At 42.0% G+C, this 14975-nt stretch carries 25 protein-coding genes; 1 reads left to right on the plus strand and 24 read right to left on the minus strand.

From position 1 onward, the window contains the following. Positions 1–2: 2 nt before the first annotated feature. The 23 genes from J8M00_RS06775 to J8M00_RS06885 all read right to left on the minus strand — a co-directional run bounded on the left by J8M00_RS06775 (position 3) and on the right by J8M00_RS06885 (position 14181). Positions 3–1334 (minus strand): S49 family peptidase, encoded by a 1332-nt coding sequence (locus J8M00_RS06775; protein ID WP_211009561.1) that lies wholly within the window; start codon positions 1332–1334, stop codon positions 3–5. Continuing rightward, complete coding sequence (locus tag J8M00_RS06780; RefSeq protein ID WP_211009562.1) at positions 1324–2907, minus strand: phage portal protein; 1584 nt, start codon at positions 2905–2907, stop codon at positions 1324–1326. Before J8M00_RS06780 ends, J8M00_RS06775 begins: the two co-directional genes overlap by 11 nt. Next, positions 2904–3131 carry a gpW family protein gene (gene gpW, locus J8M00_RS06785; protein WP_211009563.1) on the minus strand — a complete coding sequence of 76 codons (228 nt, stop codon included), beginning with the start codon at positions 3129–3131 and terminating at the stop codon, positions 2904–2906. The genes J8M00_RS06780 and gpW overlap by 4 nt, the downstream gene beginning before the upstream one ends. Then, positions 3128–5074 carry a terminase gpA endonuclease subunit gene (locus tag J8M00_RS06790; protein WP_211009564.1) on the minus strand — a complete coding sequence of 649 codons (1947 nt, stop codon included), beginning with the start codon at positions 5072–5074 and terminating at the stop codon, positions 3128–3130. The genes gpW and J8M00_RS06790 overlap by 4 nt, the downstream gene beginning before the upstream one ends. Then, positions 5004–5546 carry a hypothetical protein gene (locus J8M00_RS06795; RefSeq protein ID WP_211009565.1) on the minus strand — a complete coding sequence of 181 codons (543 nt, stop codon included), beginning with the start codon at positions 5544–5546 and terminating at the stop codon, positions 5004–5006. The genes J8M00_RS06790 and J8M00_RS06795 overlap by 71 nt, the downstream gene beginning before the upstream one ends. Positions 5547–5720: 174 nt before the next feature. Then, the gene (locus J8M00_RS06800) at positions 5721–5951 is read right to left on the minus strand and encodes a hypothetical protein (RefSeq protein WP_063875745.1); all 231 of its coding nucleotides are present in this window, start codon (positions 5949–5951) and stop codon (positions 5721–5723) included. Continuing rightward, entirely contained in the window at positions 5951–6361 is a 411-nt protein-coding gene (locus J8M00_RS06805; RefSeq protein WP_211009566.1) for a glycoside hydrolase family protein, read from the minus strand. Before J8M00_RS06805 ends, J8M00_RS06800 begins: the two co-directional genes overlap by 1 nt. 82 nt (positions 6362–6443) lie before the next feature. Continuing rightward, positions 6444–7115 (minus strand): DNA-methyltransferase, encoded by a 672-nt coding sequence (locus tag J8M00_RS06810; RefSeq protein WP_211009567.1) that lies wholly within the window; start codon positions 7113–7115, stop codon positions 6444–6446. Continuing rightward, positions 7093–7248 carry a Com family DNA-binding transcriptional regulator gene (locus J8M00_RS28680; RefSeq protein WP_211009568.1) on the minus strand — a complete coding sequence of 52 codons (156 nt, stop codon included), beginning with the start codon at positions 7246–7248 and terminating at the stop codon, positions 7093–7095. Before J8M00_RS28680 ends, J8M00_RS06810 begins: the two co-directional genes overlap by 23 nt. A gap of 161 nt (positions 7249–7409) precedes the next feature. Continuing rightward, complete coding sequence (locus J8M00_RS06820) at positions 7410–7793, minus strand: sigma-70 family RNA polymerase sigma factor (protein ID WP_211009569.1); 384 nt, start codon at positions 7791–7793, stop codon at positions 7410–7412. Then, positions 7793–8002, minus strand: coding sequence for a helix-turn-helix domain-containing protein (locus tag J8M00_RS06825; protein ID WP_211009570.1), 210 nt, complete (start codon positions 8000–8002; stop codon positions 7793–7795). The genes J8M00_RS06820 and J8M00_RS06825 overlap by 1 nt, the downstream gene beginning before the upstream one ends. After that, entirely contained in the window at positions 7999–8307 is a 309-nt protein-coding gene (locus tag J8M00_RS06830) for a DUF1364 domain-containing protein (RefSeq protein ID WP_211009571.1), read from the minus strand. The genes J8M00_RS06825 and J8M00_RS06830 overlap by 4 nt, the downstream gene beginning before the upstream one ends. Next, a complete protein-coding gene (locus J8M00_RS06835; RefSeq protein WP_211009572.1) occupies positions 8294–8749 on the minus strand; it encodes a hypothetical protein in 456 nt (151 codons plus the stop codon). The genes J8M00_RS06830 and J8M00_RS06835 overlap by 14 nt, the downstream gene beginning before the upstream one ends. 5 nt (positions 8750–8754) lie before the next feature. Beyond that, positions 8755–9186: a hypothetical protein gene (locus tag J8M00_RS06840; RefSeq protein WP_211009573.1), complete on the minus strand. Its 432-nt coding sequence runs from the start codon at positions 9184–9186 to the stop codon at positions 8755–8757. Between the two features lie 12 nt (positions 9187–9198). Further along, the gene (locus J8M00_RS06845; protein ID WP_211009574.1) at positions 9199–9438 is read right to left on the minus strand and encodes a hypothetical protein; all 240 of its coding nucleotides are present in this window, start codon (positions 9436–9438) and stop codon (positions 9199–9201) included. Further along, complete coding sequence (locus J8M00_RS06850; RefSeq protein ID WP_211009575.1) at positions 9435–9920, minus strand: hypothetical protein; 486 nt, start codon at positions 9918–9920, stop codon at positions 9435–9437. Before J8M00_RS06850 ends, J8M00_RS06845 begins: the two co-directional genes overlap by 4 nt. After that, positions 9907–10641: an ATP-binding protein gene (locus J8M00_RS06855; protein WP_211009576.1), complete on the minus strand. Its 735-nt coding sequence runs from the start codon at positions 10639–10641 to the stop codon at positions 9907–9909. The genes J8M00_RS06850 and J8M00_RS06855 overlap by 14 nt, the downstream gene beginning before the upstream one ends. Before the next feature lie 2 nt (positions 10642–10643). Then, a complete protein-coding gene (locus tag J8M00_RS06860) occupies positions 10644–11468 on the minus strand; it encodes a helix-turn-helix domain-containing protein (RefSeq protein WP_211009577.1) in 825 nt (274 codons plus the stop codon). A 252-nt stretch (positions 11469–11720) separates the two neighbouring features. Beyond that, a complete protein-coding gene (locus J8M00_RS06865; RefSeq protein WP_211009578.1) occupies positions 11721–12458 on the minus strand; it encodes a DNA-methyltransferase in 738 nt (245 codons plus the stop codon). A gap of 3 nt (positions 12459–12461) precedes the next feature. Next, positions 12462–12992, minus strand: a complete 531-nt coding sequence (locus tag J8M00_RS06870) for a hypothetical protein (protein ID WP_211009579.1) — start codon at positions 12990–12992, stop codon at positions 12462–12464. Further along, the gene (locus tag J8M00_RS06875) at positions 12970–13401 is read right to left on the minus strand and encodes a hypothetical protein (RefSeq protein WP_211009580.1); all 432 of its coding nucleotides are present in this window, start codon (positions 13399–13401) and stop codon (positions 12970–12972) included. Before J8M00_RS06875 ends, J8M00_RS06870 begins: the two co-directional genes overlap by 23 nt. Next, positions 13394–13762 (minus strand): hypothetical protein, encoded by a 369-nt coding sequence (locus J8M00_RS06880; RefSeq protein WP_211009581.1) that lies wholly within the window; start codon positions 13760–13762, stop codon positions 13394–13396. The genes J8M00_RS06875 and J8M00_RS06880 overlap by 8 nt, the downstream gene beginning before the upstream one ends. Positions 13763–13812: 50 nt before the next feature. Beyond that, complete coding sequence (locus J8M00_RS06885) at positions 13813–14181, minus strand: hypothetical protein (protein ID WP_211009582.1); 369 nt, start codon at positions 14179–14181, stop codon at positions 13813–13815. Positions 14182–14324: 143 nt separating this feature from the next. Here J8M00_RS06885 and J8M00_RS06890 point away from each other — a divergent pair, with 143 nt between their 5' ends. Then, positions 14325–14756 (plus strand): helix-turn-helix domain-containing protein, encoded by a 432-nt coding sequence (locus tag J8M00_RS06890; RefSeq protein WP_211009583.1) that lies wholly within the window; start codon positions 14325–14327, stop codon positions 14754–14756. A gap of 77 nt (positions 14757–14833) precedes the next feature. Here the strand turns inward: J8M00_RS06890 and J8M00_RS28425 are convergent, their stop codons facing one another. Next, positions 14834–14968: a hypothetical protein gene (locus J8M00_RS28425; RefSeq protein WP_282099763.1), complete on the minus strand. Its 135-nt coding sequence runs from the start codon at positions 14966–14968 to the stop codon at positions 14834–14836. Positions 14969–14975: the final 7 nt, after the last annotated feature.

Raw genomic sequence — 14975 nt, forward strand, 5'->3', positions numbered from 1 at the left:
TCCTATTTTCCAAAAACTGAATCATGAGCGGATAAAAGCTCTTGTTCTTCTTTTTCTATGTCGCTCAGTTCAGCACCATCACCCGAGGTGTTAAGGTTTGGTTGCTCCGTGCTATTCATCGCTTCGTCTAGCGCGTTACTCATTGAGCTTTTGTCATGTGTTTGCTCCCCTTGAGCTTGACTCTGCTCTTTGGGTGAAACCAGCAAAAGGTTTGTAGAATCTTCTGCTGACATATTTGTACTTAATGCCAAATGAGTTGCCATTTTTTGGCGGCCTTCTGCGTGCTCCGAACTTAGTATTTGTGATATTCGCTCTCGCTCTAATGTAGCGCCTTCCATTTTTGCTCTATCTAAATCGCTTTGAGAAAATGTTGCTTGTGTGGTGTCTCCGCCTTTATTTTCAGGGGGAGAATTTTGCTGTGTAGACATTGACACTCCGATTGAGTTGTTTGATTTTAAGATATCGAGTAATACAGGCACCGCCTCCTGCCCATTTACAAGCTTGTTAGCGAAACCCACATCTATCGCTTCTTGACCTGTATAGATTTGCGCTTCAGTTTCAAGAACAGCGCTTTTGCTGATCCCAATACCGTTTGAAACCAGCTCTGCAAATGAATCCCTAGATTTATCTATGTTGGCTTGTATTTTTTCGCGCACTTCTTTTGGTAAATTTGTGTACGGGTTACCGTCAACTTTATGCTTCCCGCTATGGATCAGAGTTATAACAACACCGTCTTCTTCTAGTTTTTTCTCAATTGAACGATGTGCAACTACAACCCCAACACTTCCAGCTCTTCCAGATTGGGTGATCCATCGCTCAGTGCATGCCGAACCAATGGCCATGGCCGCCGAACACATTGTGTCGTAGCACAATGCGTAAATAGGCTTTATCTCCCTCAGTTTTTTTATTTGATTGGCGCAATCAAATAGTCCCGCGGCTTCACCTCCTGGGGAATCAATATCAAGCATAATTGCTTTGATTTCGGGGTCATGAATAGCATCATTAATTCTAGCGATAATGCCATCATATCCAGTTGAACCTGACCTAGGTTGCAGATACCCAAACTTGTGAAGTAAAGTGCCGCTAATTGGGAGAACAGCAAGCCCATCAAGGACCTGATAAGGCCTTTCTCTATCTCTCCCACGACTAAAGCTATTCGTCATTGCGACCATTTCATCTTTGTCTAAAATGTCGCCGTTAACGCTTACAAGTTGGTTAAGCCCAGATCTAAGAGCTAGGGAACTAAAAAAAGTCGTTGCATACGTTGGCTCTAAAAATTGCGGCTGGTTACATGCCCGACTTAATACATGTTCGTATGATGTGCTATGCAGCATTTTGCTGAGATCCTCCATCTTGATTTGCAGCATCGAATTGCACTGCTAGGACATAACTAGGCGGAGGTAAATCCAACTCCTCACGCTCTTTTATCTCTCTCTTTTGCTGAGCAAATATTTCATGATAATCCTCGCCCATTTGCGCTAATTCTTTTTCGTATGTCGAGATCCCTGATTCAATTCTGAGAATCGCTTCTTTGGCCTCTTTAAGTCCATCGATTGACAGCCTGCCAGCACCAATCCAATCACAACGAGTCCACGCTTCTTTTCTTTCATAGAAGTTAAACCGTGATTTAGGAGCTTTGAGCACTTTTCGGTGAAGCGCTTCTTCTAACCAATTGGAAAAGACATGAGATGCAAACCTACAAGCAATCACCTTTCGCTTACCCATTGTGTATCGGAAAGATTCGTTTAAGCTCGCCCTCGCGCTGGAATAGTTAACTTTCGAATAATCTCGAGCGATTTGCTCATAACTTAAGCCAAACCCAGCAGCAATAAACCTAAGCATCGACGACTCTAAATGAGTAAACCCGTTGTCTGCATTAGTGCTTTGCGTGAATTTCAACCTTTGACCAGGTGGAAGTGACGGAATACGAGCGCCGTTCATACGAATGTCTGCTGCATCATGATACTCGCCTAAGTATTCCATCCATGTACGCAAAGGCTTTGCGCCATCATCACCACCTAATAGCTGAAAAGCTTGGTCAGCACTTAAGTCAGATTCATAAACAGCGGCATACATGGCGTTCACTATTGCATTTTGGATTTTCGTATTTTGTAAGTGACTAAGTCCTTTCATTTGCTCAAGCATTGAAAGTAAAAGGTTTGCACCTCTAGTTTGCCCAGCTTCCAAAGGCTCAAATATATGCATAAAAACAGATCTGCCCCATCGATTTTCACGAGGGACATATTTCCATTCCCCACTGTAGCTATCCAATGAACCAAATTCGTTATAACCATCCTGCTTTACCCAATACCCCTTTGCTGCACCATGACGATCAAGAGAAACTCCGGCGCGAAGTCGATTATTGCTAATCTTCCCATTCGGGTTTGACACTCTTTTCGGGGAAACTAATTTAATAGCTGTTTTATACATTGCACCAGGTCGCGAGATCCACTCACTAACAGCCATCCCCTCACCATGGTGACAGTGAGAGGCAGCTATAGCCCTGACAAGCATGGTGAAAGTTCTTTTTCTTTCCGCGTCAATGTAGCAAGCTGGTGACTCGGCATATTCTATAAAAGCCTGCTCTGCATCTTTCATAAACTCGCGAGCTGACTCTTCTTCCATTCCCAGCAATTTGTAGTTAAGCCGATAGCTTGGGCGAAACAAACTGCCAACAACATTATCAATGTGCATCTGCACACCACCATGTGCAATTGCGTTGTTTCTCACCAAATCATCAGCACGAGCATTAGAGGTATCAAGCGTTGGAAGTAACGCAGCATCCGCACTCTTTACAGAGGGATACCAACCTGCCATTTGCCCACCAAAACCATCACCACCAGCGGAATAGGCTGAACAATGCTCTGACAAAGGTGTAACGCCATCAGCAGCAACCAAACCAGTCATAAGTAAAACCTCGCTGGTTTTATGACCGAAGGGCGAGATCCATTCAGCCTACTCAATTGAGCTCTAAGATCAGTTATATATCGAAGCAGATCGTCTTTGTTAGCAGGCGTGAATCGACTTTCCCTGCCATTTCTTGTGAATGAAACTACTGCTTGACCAGTCAAAAGGTCATGATAAGCCTGCTCAGCTTCTGCCAAGTGATTTTCAATTTGTGTCTTGTTCATCGTGCGCCTAATTTTTTGCCAAGCTCTGCGAAGGAAGCTGCAGCGCTCTCTTGCGTTTGCTGTTGTGATTTAAAAGAAGATAAGTCCAGTGAAAATTTTTCGATTGAAACGTGCAGAGCAGATAAAGCGTAACCAAAGCAATCTAGCGCTTCATTTCGGCGTCCTTCATTGTCATAAATAAACAAAATACCTTGTTTAGTTTTTGTTGGTTTTCTGATTTCAGATACGAGCTGCTTGCAAACATCCTTATCACAGATACCGTCATCTAGAGGTAAGTGAATTGCTCTTCTTTCACCTAGGGGGACCTCGATGTCAGCGTAAAACACATCTTTGGCTGTATCTGTTCCGACAATTACAATGTAAGTGCCGGTTTTCTTGTTTACCTGCATAGCCATTGATTGAACAGGTTCGCCGTACTTACTAGCACCCCTGCAAGGAATAAAGCGTAATAGCCCAATTCTTTTTGATAATTTATACACGACCTCTGATCGGTGACCTGCCAAATCCCAACAAATACGGGATATGTTTAAAACTTCTCCATCTTCACGTTCGTAAGTACGTGCGCAAAAGTCTACTACTGCATCTTGTACATCATCATCACGTGGGTCACCCATATAAATAAACCGATCTATAAGGTACTTGCGGCCATCGCCAGTAAATCCCCACGCATACCCCTCCATTCTGTTGTCTTGGGTATCTCCGCCAACAGTGATATAAACGACATCTTTAGGCACTTGAGCTTTGTATTTTTCTCGCTTATTCAGCAATACCTCGTGATCGAGCCTTTTAGTATTTTTTGGATCGAAATGCAGGCCGAGAGTTAGGTTGATAAATGCTTGTAACTTGTCAGGGTCGCCCTTTATATCTAGCCATTCCCTTACAATCTCTATCCAACCTTCAGGTAAGTTAAGCGAGTAAAGTGCAGAGCATTTAATTCCAACACGCTTCGGGGCCTTAACTTTATTCCCCGCTTTGCTGAAGAAAGTTATCCCGTCCTCAGTCCAGATCTCTGTTTTTTCGCAAACCCATCTGCCAGCCTCTTCCATTGCTGAAAGGTGCCTATATTCGATACGCCCATGACTTTCTGACTTTTGGCATTTAGCGTTTCGGCACAGGTAATAAGCACTTTCAGCCATCGCCTCTTCATCATCGAGCGTTCTGTCCCATTTCATGCCGAACGTTGATTTTGCGTCCCCCCACTCCAATGTTTGAAGTGTTCCGCAATGCGGACAAGGGATTTGAAACGAAAAGACTGAATTAGCTTCAGCTAAAAGACGCGCAATGACATCACCGGAAAAAACAACCGTTGAACCAAAAATGGCTTTACCAAAAGTAGCGCCTTGGATCCGCTTTAAGATGACTTTCATATTGTCACCTTCACCTGAGTTGATTGCGAATGCGCCAAGCTCATCTGCAATAACAACTTGCTTAGTCATCAAGCGAAAGTTATTCGGTGTTTCAGCTCCTTTAAAATCTATCGAAAAACCTGTGCAGGTTTTCTTTTTGGTAGAGTTGTTTTCGTTATTTACGGCCCAATCTGGAAAAGAATCTTGAATTGCAGGCACGATTGATAAAAGAGGATTTACTTCATCAAGAACAAACTGTTTTGCAAGTGGGTCATTAGGCTGATAAACGACAGAGCTACGTTTTTTGTGAATGCCTAAATACCACATTGCTCCGCTAAACATTTTCGTAAAGCCAAAGCGAGTAGGTTTTTGAATGGAAATGACTTGAATCGCATCATTTCCCATCATATTCAAAAGTGCTTTTTGAACTGGCTGTGTGATCCACCGACCAGGGATCTGGCTCGACTCTTCAGGTAACCAGAAATGTTCATCACACCACTCGACACACGTTTTGGGTTCTTCTGTTTTAAACGGACTCAGCCCCCTCTTCACTGCTAAGCAAATCGCTTGCTGTGTAGCTAGAGAGATCTGGTTCAAAATTGGCTACCTCATTGCATGTTGTCGCTATGACTTTATTGATTTCTTCTATTGCCTCTGGCGGTATGTCATGCCATGCCCGTTTTATTCTTGGAAGAAGGGCTTTTAAGTTAGAAGATGCGGCAACGCTGGAAAGCTCCAAGGTGCGCGTAATTATTTCTATTGGCGCTGATCTTTGCTCTTTAATTGATAGATCAAACTCTTTGTGCTTGATGTCTACTTCTTGACGCCTGATTTTGAGCCTCTTTTCCGCAAGTTTTAGTGCTTTTTCTTCATCTTCAAGAAGTGTTGAGCTTGTGGTTTGTGTGCTACTAACTTTGGACATAGCAACCGTTGCCAACCACCTAGAAATTGATTGTATGCAATAGCCGCCACGCCCTTTACTTGCGGGGAATCCAGTTATTTTTGACCAGTTTCGAATTGTACGATCTTCGACGCTAAAATAAGCTGCTACTTCTTTTTGTGTCGCCATCTTGAAACCTGAATTTCGCTAGTAAAAATACACTCCAAACACGCTCAAGAAAGCGGAAACGGAAAAAGGGAAAAAAAATTTATTTTTAAAAACGCGTGGAGGCCCGCGTGTTTTCTACCCGCATTGCAAAGGGGGGTGCCCAGAAAGGACCCATTCAAATGACATTAAAATCAATCACTTAGATTCTATAAGCTTGTCTAACTTTTCGTTTATTGTGTCTAGCTGCTTCCCTATACGAGACTGGTCCTCGACTCTCTGCACTTTCACATCCTTTATCTGTTGCTCATTGAGAGAGATTCGCTTATCAAAGTCAGCTAAGTAGTTAACGCTTGCAACTAACAATGTGACAGTTGTAATGATGTGAGCAATATCAACTGGTTTATTGATTAACTTGTTGTCACTCATTAGTACTCGCCTTTAATCATTTGTTGGATTAGTTCGTCTGCTCTGTTGGGTACTTGCTCATACCATTTGGAATCTTTCATCTCATACGCAGCATCTGCAAAGTTTCCCGCTTCTACTGCTGCTATCATGCGCTTGAATTTCATTAGTCCATCTAAGCCAATATTGAAAGCCATGTTAACCAGTACATCTAACCTTGCCCTATTGCAGTGAGCTGTATTGATACGGCGCTTAACCCCTGCCTCTGCTTTCATTATGTCATTTGCTAGCAACTGCTCGGCTTCTTCTTCACTCATGCCCTTGCTATCCAAGTTACGCCCATAGCCAATAGTTAGCTTTCCCTTAGTACAGTAATAGGGGTACTGTCTGTAGCCCTCATGTTTTTTAAGCTGCTCTACTAAATTCATAGACATGTTTTTTCCTGCGTATGTTTTTATTCATGAAAGAAAAAGGAGCCGCATCCATGCGCGCTCAAGTACTTTAGGGGAAGCTCTTTTACTCTGGCTCTTGCTTTAATCTGTTAAGTGCTGCGTTGTACCAGTGGGTATCAAGTTCAAACCCTATGAAGTTACGTCCTGTTTCACGACAAGCGACAGCTGCCGTCCCGCTCCCTGTGAACATATCTACAACCAATGCACCTTCAGATGTTGTCTCGCATATCAGTTTCTTGAATAACTCGACTGGTTTCTCTGCTGGATGATCTGTCGCTCTGTTTTGTGGCGCTACTCGTTTGCATTCCCAAATATCCGGTAATGCCCGGTTAGGTATTGCCGCATCTTTCATAGCAACAAACACAGCCAGCTCATAGCGTGGCCTTAAACCTTTGCGGCTGCCTTGGCCAAAGCACATCTTGTCCCACACTAAAACTGATGTGATTGACAGACCTAAATCGGTAAGTGCTTTGGTAATCACGGGCATGGAGCGCCAGTTACAAAATGACACTAAAAAACCAGTGTCTTTCAGTACGCGCTGAGCCTGCTCAATCCACGACTTATAGAAGTGCGCTTCATTCATCCAGTCAGTCCAAGAGCCAGCCCTTGACGGTTTGCCAACACTGCTGGCACCAATCAGGTAAGGGGGATCTGTTAGAACTAAATCGACTGAATTATCAGGAATGTTTTTGCTTTCTTCTACACAGTCGCCATTAACGAGTCTTATATCTGTCATGCGTCACCTTTGGTTCGTGACGCTCTAGGCGTTCTGCTACATTGATTGTTTTACAACGGGGGCATTTGATTTCTACTACTCCAATAGTTCGGCATAGTAGTTTATCGCAGCAAGTACATCTCACATCTTGCATATAATCACCATCAAAAAACCCCACATAAAAGCGGGGTTTATTTACGAGGTTTTTTATTTATAGCTTTTCCAAGCTTAGTCACATTATGGCATATTTAGCGCCGAAGAAAACGACATTACGTGTCAGGTTTAGCGACATTTTAGCCTGTATTGACAGTAAGCCTATACTAAAAGCCCTCTTTCTGCCCTCGCAAGCCAAAATTCAACGCTATGTTTGTTGCTAAATTCATCTGCCCACACTGCTATTTCTTTGGGGCTCATGCCTTTAATATATTTACCTACTAACGCTTTTCTACAAGAAGACGAAAGCGCTTCTATATCCTGGGTAATTTGTGCAATGTGATCTGGTGGGCTAATGCTATCAGCACCATGACTGTATAAGTGAGCATCAGAGCTAAATATCCCACCCAATAAACAGCACTCTTTGATGCGCTCAACATTAGACTTTTTTGCATAGCCTTGGGTTTCTTCTTTCAATGCCCAGTATCGGCCCCACACTTTAAGCTCTCCACGTACTTGTTTAATGTTTTGTCTTGAATCAATCATTAGTCAGCCCCTAATTGTAAAACTTGGACCAGTTTTAAGTTGCAAATCTGCTCGACAATAGACACGACAGTGTCGAACTTAAGTTGCGTTTTGTCTTTTTCCCACCGCTGATATGTTCTCTCACAAACGCCGTATGCATCGGCCACATCTCTTTGTGTGAGACCTCTGTATGTGCGAGCAATAATTAACACTCTACCTGCAGTCATCATGTGGCCACCATTACCAAGTTTTGTTTTAAAAATAACCTTTGAGTTCTTATCATGCCCTCAAACACAAAAATTCTAATTGCAGTCTCTGACAACATAACCGGACCAGATCGACCGTCTATAACGTCATGACACGCTGAACATGTATAAGCCGAATGAATATCATCGCATTTCTGACCCATGCCAGCTTCCCCACCGACATGAGCCAAAACGACCGTGCTAGGATCGAAATTGCAGATACCTGGTAACCTAATTTGGCAAGCTTGACCCTTAGCGCTTTCTCTCAGCTTATAGCTAATTACTGACATGTGTCTCCCCTTCCCCATATAGTGCAAGCATGTATAGATCCTCCGGCTTTGGCAGTAGTAGCTCTAAATTGTCTGCGCAATACATATCCATCCAATTTAGATACTCAGAAAACTCCTTGGTGTTTAAACTTCGTGTACGCTTTCGAACTATGATTGGTTCTTCTGTTCCAACCTCTAGCACTTTTACACCGAACTTTTTCCTGACAAACACTTCGTGAACATCTTGAGAGCTATTTTCTTGTCCATAGTGCTCTCTCATGTGATCAGCTATTGCTTGATTCCACATCCACATTAATCGGTTTTGAGCAGTTGAACGACTTGTCTTGTGTTCATCAAATTTAACCTTCACATTTTTATTATTCTTGATCATTGCTCTAATCATTGAGCCAATGACAGGCATAGCCTGTTCATAGTTGTTAGTCGTTAAAATCTTTGTTGTCATAAAATCTATGCTCGTCGTTTAGCTGTTTGCTGATAGGTCTGTTCGAGTGAATCATTCAAAGAAAAGCCTTGGCTTTGTGGTACTTTTCTCGAATACTTAAAGTTGCCTGCATTAGCTGCAACATCGTTAGCACTCTTAAGGCTTTTAAACCGCTCTTTTTGGGCTTTTGGCCTATTTCTTCTATCAGCTTCGGCTTGCTTCTTATCCTTAATCTGTTGCGTAACACTTGGGACACCGTGGTGTTTTGCATGCTGTAACAAAACTCGATTACCAGCAGCCTTTGCTTGGTTTAAATCTCTAGCTGTTGGCTCCGCAATACCCAATAAGTAATCGCTTTTGGCTTTTCGCGCTTCCACCAGCGCAATGCTGTAATCACAACCGAGTATCGCCTTTACTTCTGCAACAAACTCTTTTTGGTCCTTCTCGTATGATTTCATTGCATCCCCCAATTAATCGTCGTTAGCAGCAGACTTTATTTCAATTCGATATTCCCAAAGCCTTTTAGCGCCCGGTCGAATGCGTTTGTGTTTAGTTTTATTTGGACCTTCAACTACATTTCGCCATCTAGCAGACATTGCCGCTGGGGTATCAAGTTTTTTAAAAATCATCCGGCTAGCGTGACAAATCTCTTCTAAGCTCCAATATTCTGGCCCACTGATTATTTCTTCTAACCTTTCTTGTTGCGTCATGCTGCACACTCCCACTTTGCTAAAGCATCAAAAGCACCAAATTGACTGAAAAGGTCACCCGCGAATGATTCGTCTATATCGAATTGGTAAGGGACAGCGATCCAACCTGCGTTGATAACGTGTTCTTTGCTTATTGATTTATCCAAAAAGTTGTTTTGCTTTTCGTTTAAGTAGTCAACCAAGTCACATTGGCGGTACCTGCTAGTAAAGTTCACTTGCTCACACTTCATGTATTGGTCACCGTTTGGAGCTCGCCCAAAAACAGCTAATAGAACGGTCCACTGAAACGAATACTTTTCGATAGCAGTAGCTAACGTTAGGCTTGGCGCTTGGTCTTTACCTGTCTTCATGTTTACAAGCAGGCACTTGCCAGCAAGACTAACAAGTGAAAGTACACAAAGGCCCTTTAGTGATGCGTCCCCCTGGGAACGAATACGAGAACTAACATTGTATTTTTTACGAACCTTTTTAGGCTTTGGCATTGTCCTTCCCCCTGTAGCTATCCCAGTTAAAATGCGTAGTAAATAGAACACCCTCTTTAAGCCTGTCGTAAGCTCTAAAGCCGATGTAATGCTTAATTTCCTCAACGCTTTTGCAGTTGGAGATAATCGAAGTAGGCTTGAAGCTATATAGCCGCTTGTCAATGATCTTAGTTAGCTGCAAGTGCTCGTCTTCACTTCCCTTTTGCAATCCAACTTCATCAATCACTAACAGATCAACACTAACGATTTGCTTAATGACTTGAGACTCAGTGAGATCATTGTCTTTGGACCATGACTGGCGAATCAGGCCAACGAGATCCGAAACGGTCAGAATTAGCGTTGTTTTAAAGTTTCTACCAATGTGATTAGCAATTGCAGAAGCTAAATGGTTTTTCCCAGTACCAGGCTCACCGATGAACATAAACCCCTTGCCGTCAGTTAAACGGCCTTGGAACGTGTCAGCGTAACGCTGCGCATAATGGACGGCTTTCTTTTGGCTGTCTGTCTCAGCGACATAGTTATCAAATGTGCAATTCTTAAAGCGGTCACTCATGCCACTATTCCTAACCACCCAATCTCTGCGCTGCTGTGAAAAATGTTCTAACTGTTTCTTTTCGTCAACGCGCCTTAGTGCCAGCAAGTCGTCATATGACTGTATATTGGCGTCAGGTTTGATATGACTAGGCATGCGCTGTTGAAGTCTGACTAAAGCGTTATTCATGATCACCACCCTTCTACGTTTTGACTGAAGTCTTGAGTTAACGGCCGACTTTGAACCTGTCGAACCTGATTAAGCCTTGCGTTACGATTCATCCACTCGAATTCAAACCCCTGCCAATTCCTAAAAACACATTCCGATAAGCAGTCATCAACGCTAACGCCATGTTCCGCAGCAATTTTTAATTCTTTAGCAAAACGATTTATAACGGTTTGCGTAACATTGGCTCTTTTTCGTTTCCGCATGGCAAGCCAATCATCCAAGACTTGAGGAGTTGGCATTGACGGCCAACACGAATAATCGAGAGATTTTTTTGTTTTATTTTTATTAGGTTCAATGGGTGGTTCTAATGACTGGTTCTGCGATCCGTTTTTGGGTGTATTCAAAGATCCGTTTTTGGATGTATTCAAAGATCCGTTTTTGGATGTATTAGAATTTGAAGTAACCCCGTTTTTGGGTGTATTGGCTTCTACCCCCTCTTGAGGCGCCTGATTTTTATGGGCTTGAGAAGGGTGCTTTTGACTAATACCACCACTTTTGGGGGTATTAATTTTCACGCCCTCTTCTACACCAATAAGGCGGTAAATTTTTACTTTCCCAGTTGAGCCTTTGCGCTTTCCGGTATCTTCAATAACCCCCAAAGCTTCAAGCTTTTTAATATTAGACCCTACAGTTTTTTGGTTTAAATCTGTGTCTTTCACAAGCCTTGAAATGCTTGGAAAGCAACAAAAGTCTTCGTCCGCTCGGTCAGCAAATGCAAGTAACAATAACTTTAATGATGATGATCCTAAGCTCTGCTTCCAAGCCCAATCCGTAGCAGCTCTACTCATACATCACCTCTGTTTGATTTTTGCGCTATGTGTGTCATAATAATTCCTGTTGAAGATTCGAAACCCGCGCCCTCGCCAAAGTTTGCGGGTTTTGTTTTATCTAGGCTTGTTACTTTCTTGTTTGCTACAACCGTGTCTTTTACAGTCACTTCCTGTTGTTTTCTTTCTATTTTGTTTTTTACCAGGTTGATGCTCTGGGTAAATGTGATACAAATTTTCTAACATTTCTTTCTCCTTGATTGTTTTGTTTATTTATGCGGCTTTACTATCAATTGCCGTCTCTATACGCTGTTTTGCCTTTTCAAAGTATTCCCTGTTTAATTCAAAACCCGTGAACTGACGATTTAGATTTTGCGCAGCGACACCTGCGGTACCGGAGCCCATACAAAAATCGAGGACATGATCCCCTTCATTGCTATATGTTCTAACTATGTATTCGAGCAACGATAACGGCTTTTGTGTTGGGTGAAGGTTGGCCTTGTACTTGTCACTTGTGAATTTCTGGACACTTCTTGGGAATCTTTCTGTTGAGTCATAATGAACTTTTTTAACTTCTTTCCCATAACACTCACTCTTGCAGCCTTTTCGACTAGCCGTTTTGCGCGGGTGTCCTAATGTTTTTTGCGGGTTGTAAATAGGTAGTTTTGAATAAAAAACCAAAACATTTTCATGTGCTTTGAGAGGCATTTTTTTTGCGTTAAAAAAGCCTGTTGCAGTAGACTTTTCCCAAATCCACTCGTATCGCAACATTTCTAAATTACTGCAGCCCAACACTTTATCGAATGGGGTTTGCGCAAAGAGAATTATTGCAGCTCTTTCCTTCACAACTCTTTTTAGTTTTGGCCAGAGTAAATCAAGGTCTATTGGAGTATCCCATTTACATTGAGTTGTGCCATATGGCATGTCAGCGCAAACAAGATCAATAGAGTTGTCAGGTAACGCATCTAACAACTCTAGACAATCACCTTGAATTAAATTCAATCCAAACATAGTCTACCTAACGATCTCTTCTGGACTGTAGATAGTCATCCTCGCGCCTTGCATCAAGCTCTCAGCTTTTAGAATGTAATCCTTGGCACTTGCGATGGATTTCATAACAGCAATTCTTTGTTGAGGATCCTTTATCTTGTCTGCCCAAAATAACCAGTTGTCGATTTTTTCCAATACACCACTTTTTGCAGGTATTTGTATCGGTGCCACCAGCTCAGATATAAGTTTCTCTATATCTTCATCACCACGCTTCAAAGACCTTGCCATTGATCTAACCCAGTTTTCACACAAAGGGGACCGCGCTTTATGACTTTCACAGCCGTAGACAGAACACTCACTTTTTAAACGTTCTTTCTCTAACTGCTCCGCTTGATACTCTTCTTCTCTTGAAGCATTGAGCAGCTTTAATTCATTACGTGTTAATGACTGTGTTACTGTAACTCCGCCCTCCACGAAGTAAGTCACTAGGCCAATTACCGCTTTAGGATCTGGCGTTCGCCAATTCAATGGGTTAATAAAAACTGAGTTCATCATTAGTCCTTTTATTTTGATATTGTTGAATTTGTTCGCAGCTCATAGTCCACTGAATATCTAGGGAACCTAAATCCTCATATAACTTGCTAACCACTCCGCTCATAGGCGGCATCTGAAGAGCAAAGCCGATATAAAATCGCCACATTTTGGCGATCCCTATATTTCTTGACTTAAGGCAAGTAGCTACAATGTTTTTAGGAATAACCCGCTGCTGTTGTTGTTCGCCCTCTAGAGGCACGAAATAGTGATTTGATGACATGTATTCATCGTCTGACATGAGCCATGATGTGATGCACTCTTCCAATGTAATGTGCTCGCAAACAAGAGGTTCAAAACCTCCGCCTGTTTTTTTGAAATAACTGATAAAACTCTTATTGCGAAGCGCGCTTTCAAAAACAATGCTATTCATTGCTGTTCCCTACTGCTAGGCAAGAAGGATCAAGACAGTCAACTCCTGCATGCATCACTTTGGCTAATTCCGCATTGCAGATTGAAAAAGGAATTATTTGATGAGCTAACCTTCTTGCATTTGCGTTTCCTGGTGGGAAATGAAATCTATAAACGATATTGCATTGCCATAACTTTAAAATTTCAGCTTTTCTTTTTTCTATTAGCAAAGCACTTACGGAAGATCTAAGCGGCTGGCCTAATGTTAAATTGGCAAAGTTCTCATCGGTTGAACTCCACAGCTCAAGCATTGCATTTTCTGGGAGTAGTGGATGGTTAACCGGCTCATACCCCCCAAAATGCTTAGAAAAAAACCGCATCATTTGACGGTCGGATAACGCCGCTAACAGATTCGTTTTAACTGCCTCGGAGGTTATGCACATAAGCCACTATCTTCATTGTCGCCCGGTAACAGTAAATCACGTACGTTGTTTACGAACTGCTCTTTTTCGTCATGAGAGTCTTCAACGTTTATGGTTGTAATTGGATTGCCAAACTTTTTGCCGTTAATTCTTACGATTCCAAATCGCTCAGTTCTATCATTGAACTCGGTGTATTGCGCATCGAGATCGGCTTGAGTAACTTGCCCAGCAGTAAGATTCTCAATTTTCTCACCTACCAGTAAAGGAACTTTTCTATGCCCATACACATAACTTCTGACCGTATAAAACGACTTGCCAAGAAAGGCGGCCAACTTATCCATGCCGTATTCATTAGCCTCTAACCAAAGTGCCAGCTTCACAGTGCTTACTCCCTAAACTTTTTATATATTATGTATTTTATAATACAGAAATAGCAAGCACTCAATAAAAAAATAACTACCTATTTGAAAAATAACCCTCAACATGTATTATGTTTGTATTCGGGCAGAAAAACGTTTAAGACATGGCAAACAATAATTGGGCCAAAGAAGCGCAGAGTTTGATGCGCTCTAAAGGGATAAAGCAGAAAGACTTGATAGATGTCTTTGAGGTGAATTCTCAAGGCGGTGTAAGTCACTATTTTGCGGGTAGATATACTCCATCAGAAGAACAATTAGAAAGATTAGCGGCTGTTTTGGATGTTGGTAAAAATCATTTCTTAGACTTGATCAATAACCAAGAACCTGAACTGCATGTTGATCATGAGCTTTTAACTGAGACCTTCCAGACAATAGCTAGACAACTAAGCTTAAGTGAAAGAGAAATCACCAAGTTTTTCAGTGTGTATGAAAAAATGAACCCTGCTCAAGTAGCTGAAATTTATGAAATCCTTATGGTTCAAAAAGCTGAAAAGGATGAAAAGTTTCAAAGTACATTTAGGAAGTATGGTAACTAAAACGCAAGTAAAGCGTGGGGGTTCAGAACGGATTTACATTTATGTACAAATAAAAAAAGGGCTGAACGGCCCTTTTTTTATTCAGGCTGAGGGTCTATTCCTCCACCATTAGTACCACCCGAGACAAATTTCAGTGTTGACTTTTCAAGGCTTTTCAGAGGTTTATGCACTCGGCACAAACCCAAAAAATACTTTTTTATTAATATATTCATTTAAAAC

Origin of the sequence: Pseudoalteromonas luteoviolacea (assembly GCF_018100925.1) — a bacterium.
Classification (GTDB): domain Bacteria; phylum Pseudomonadota; class Gammaproteobacteria; order Enterobacterales; family Alteromonadaceae; genus Pseudoalteromonas; species Pseudoalteromonas obscura.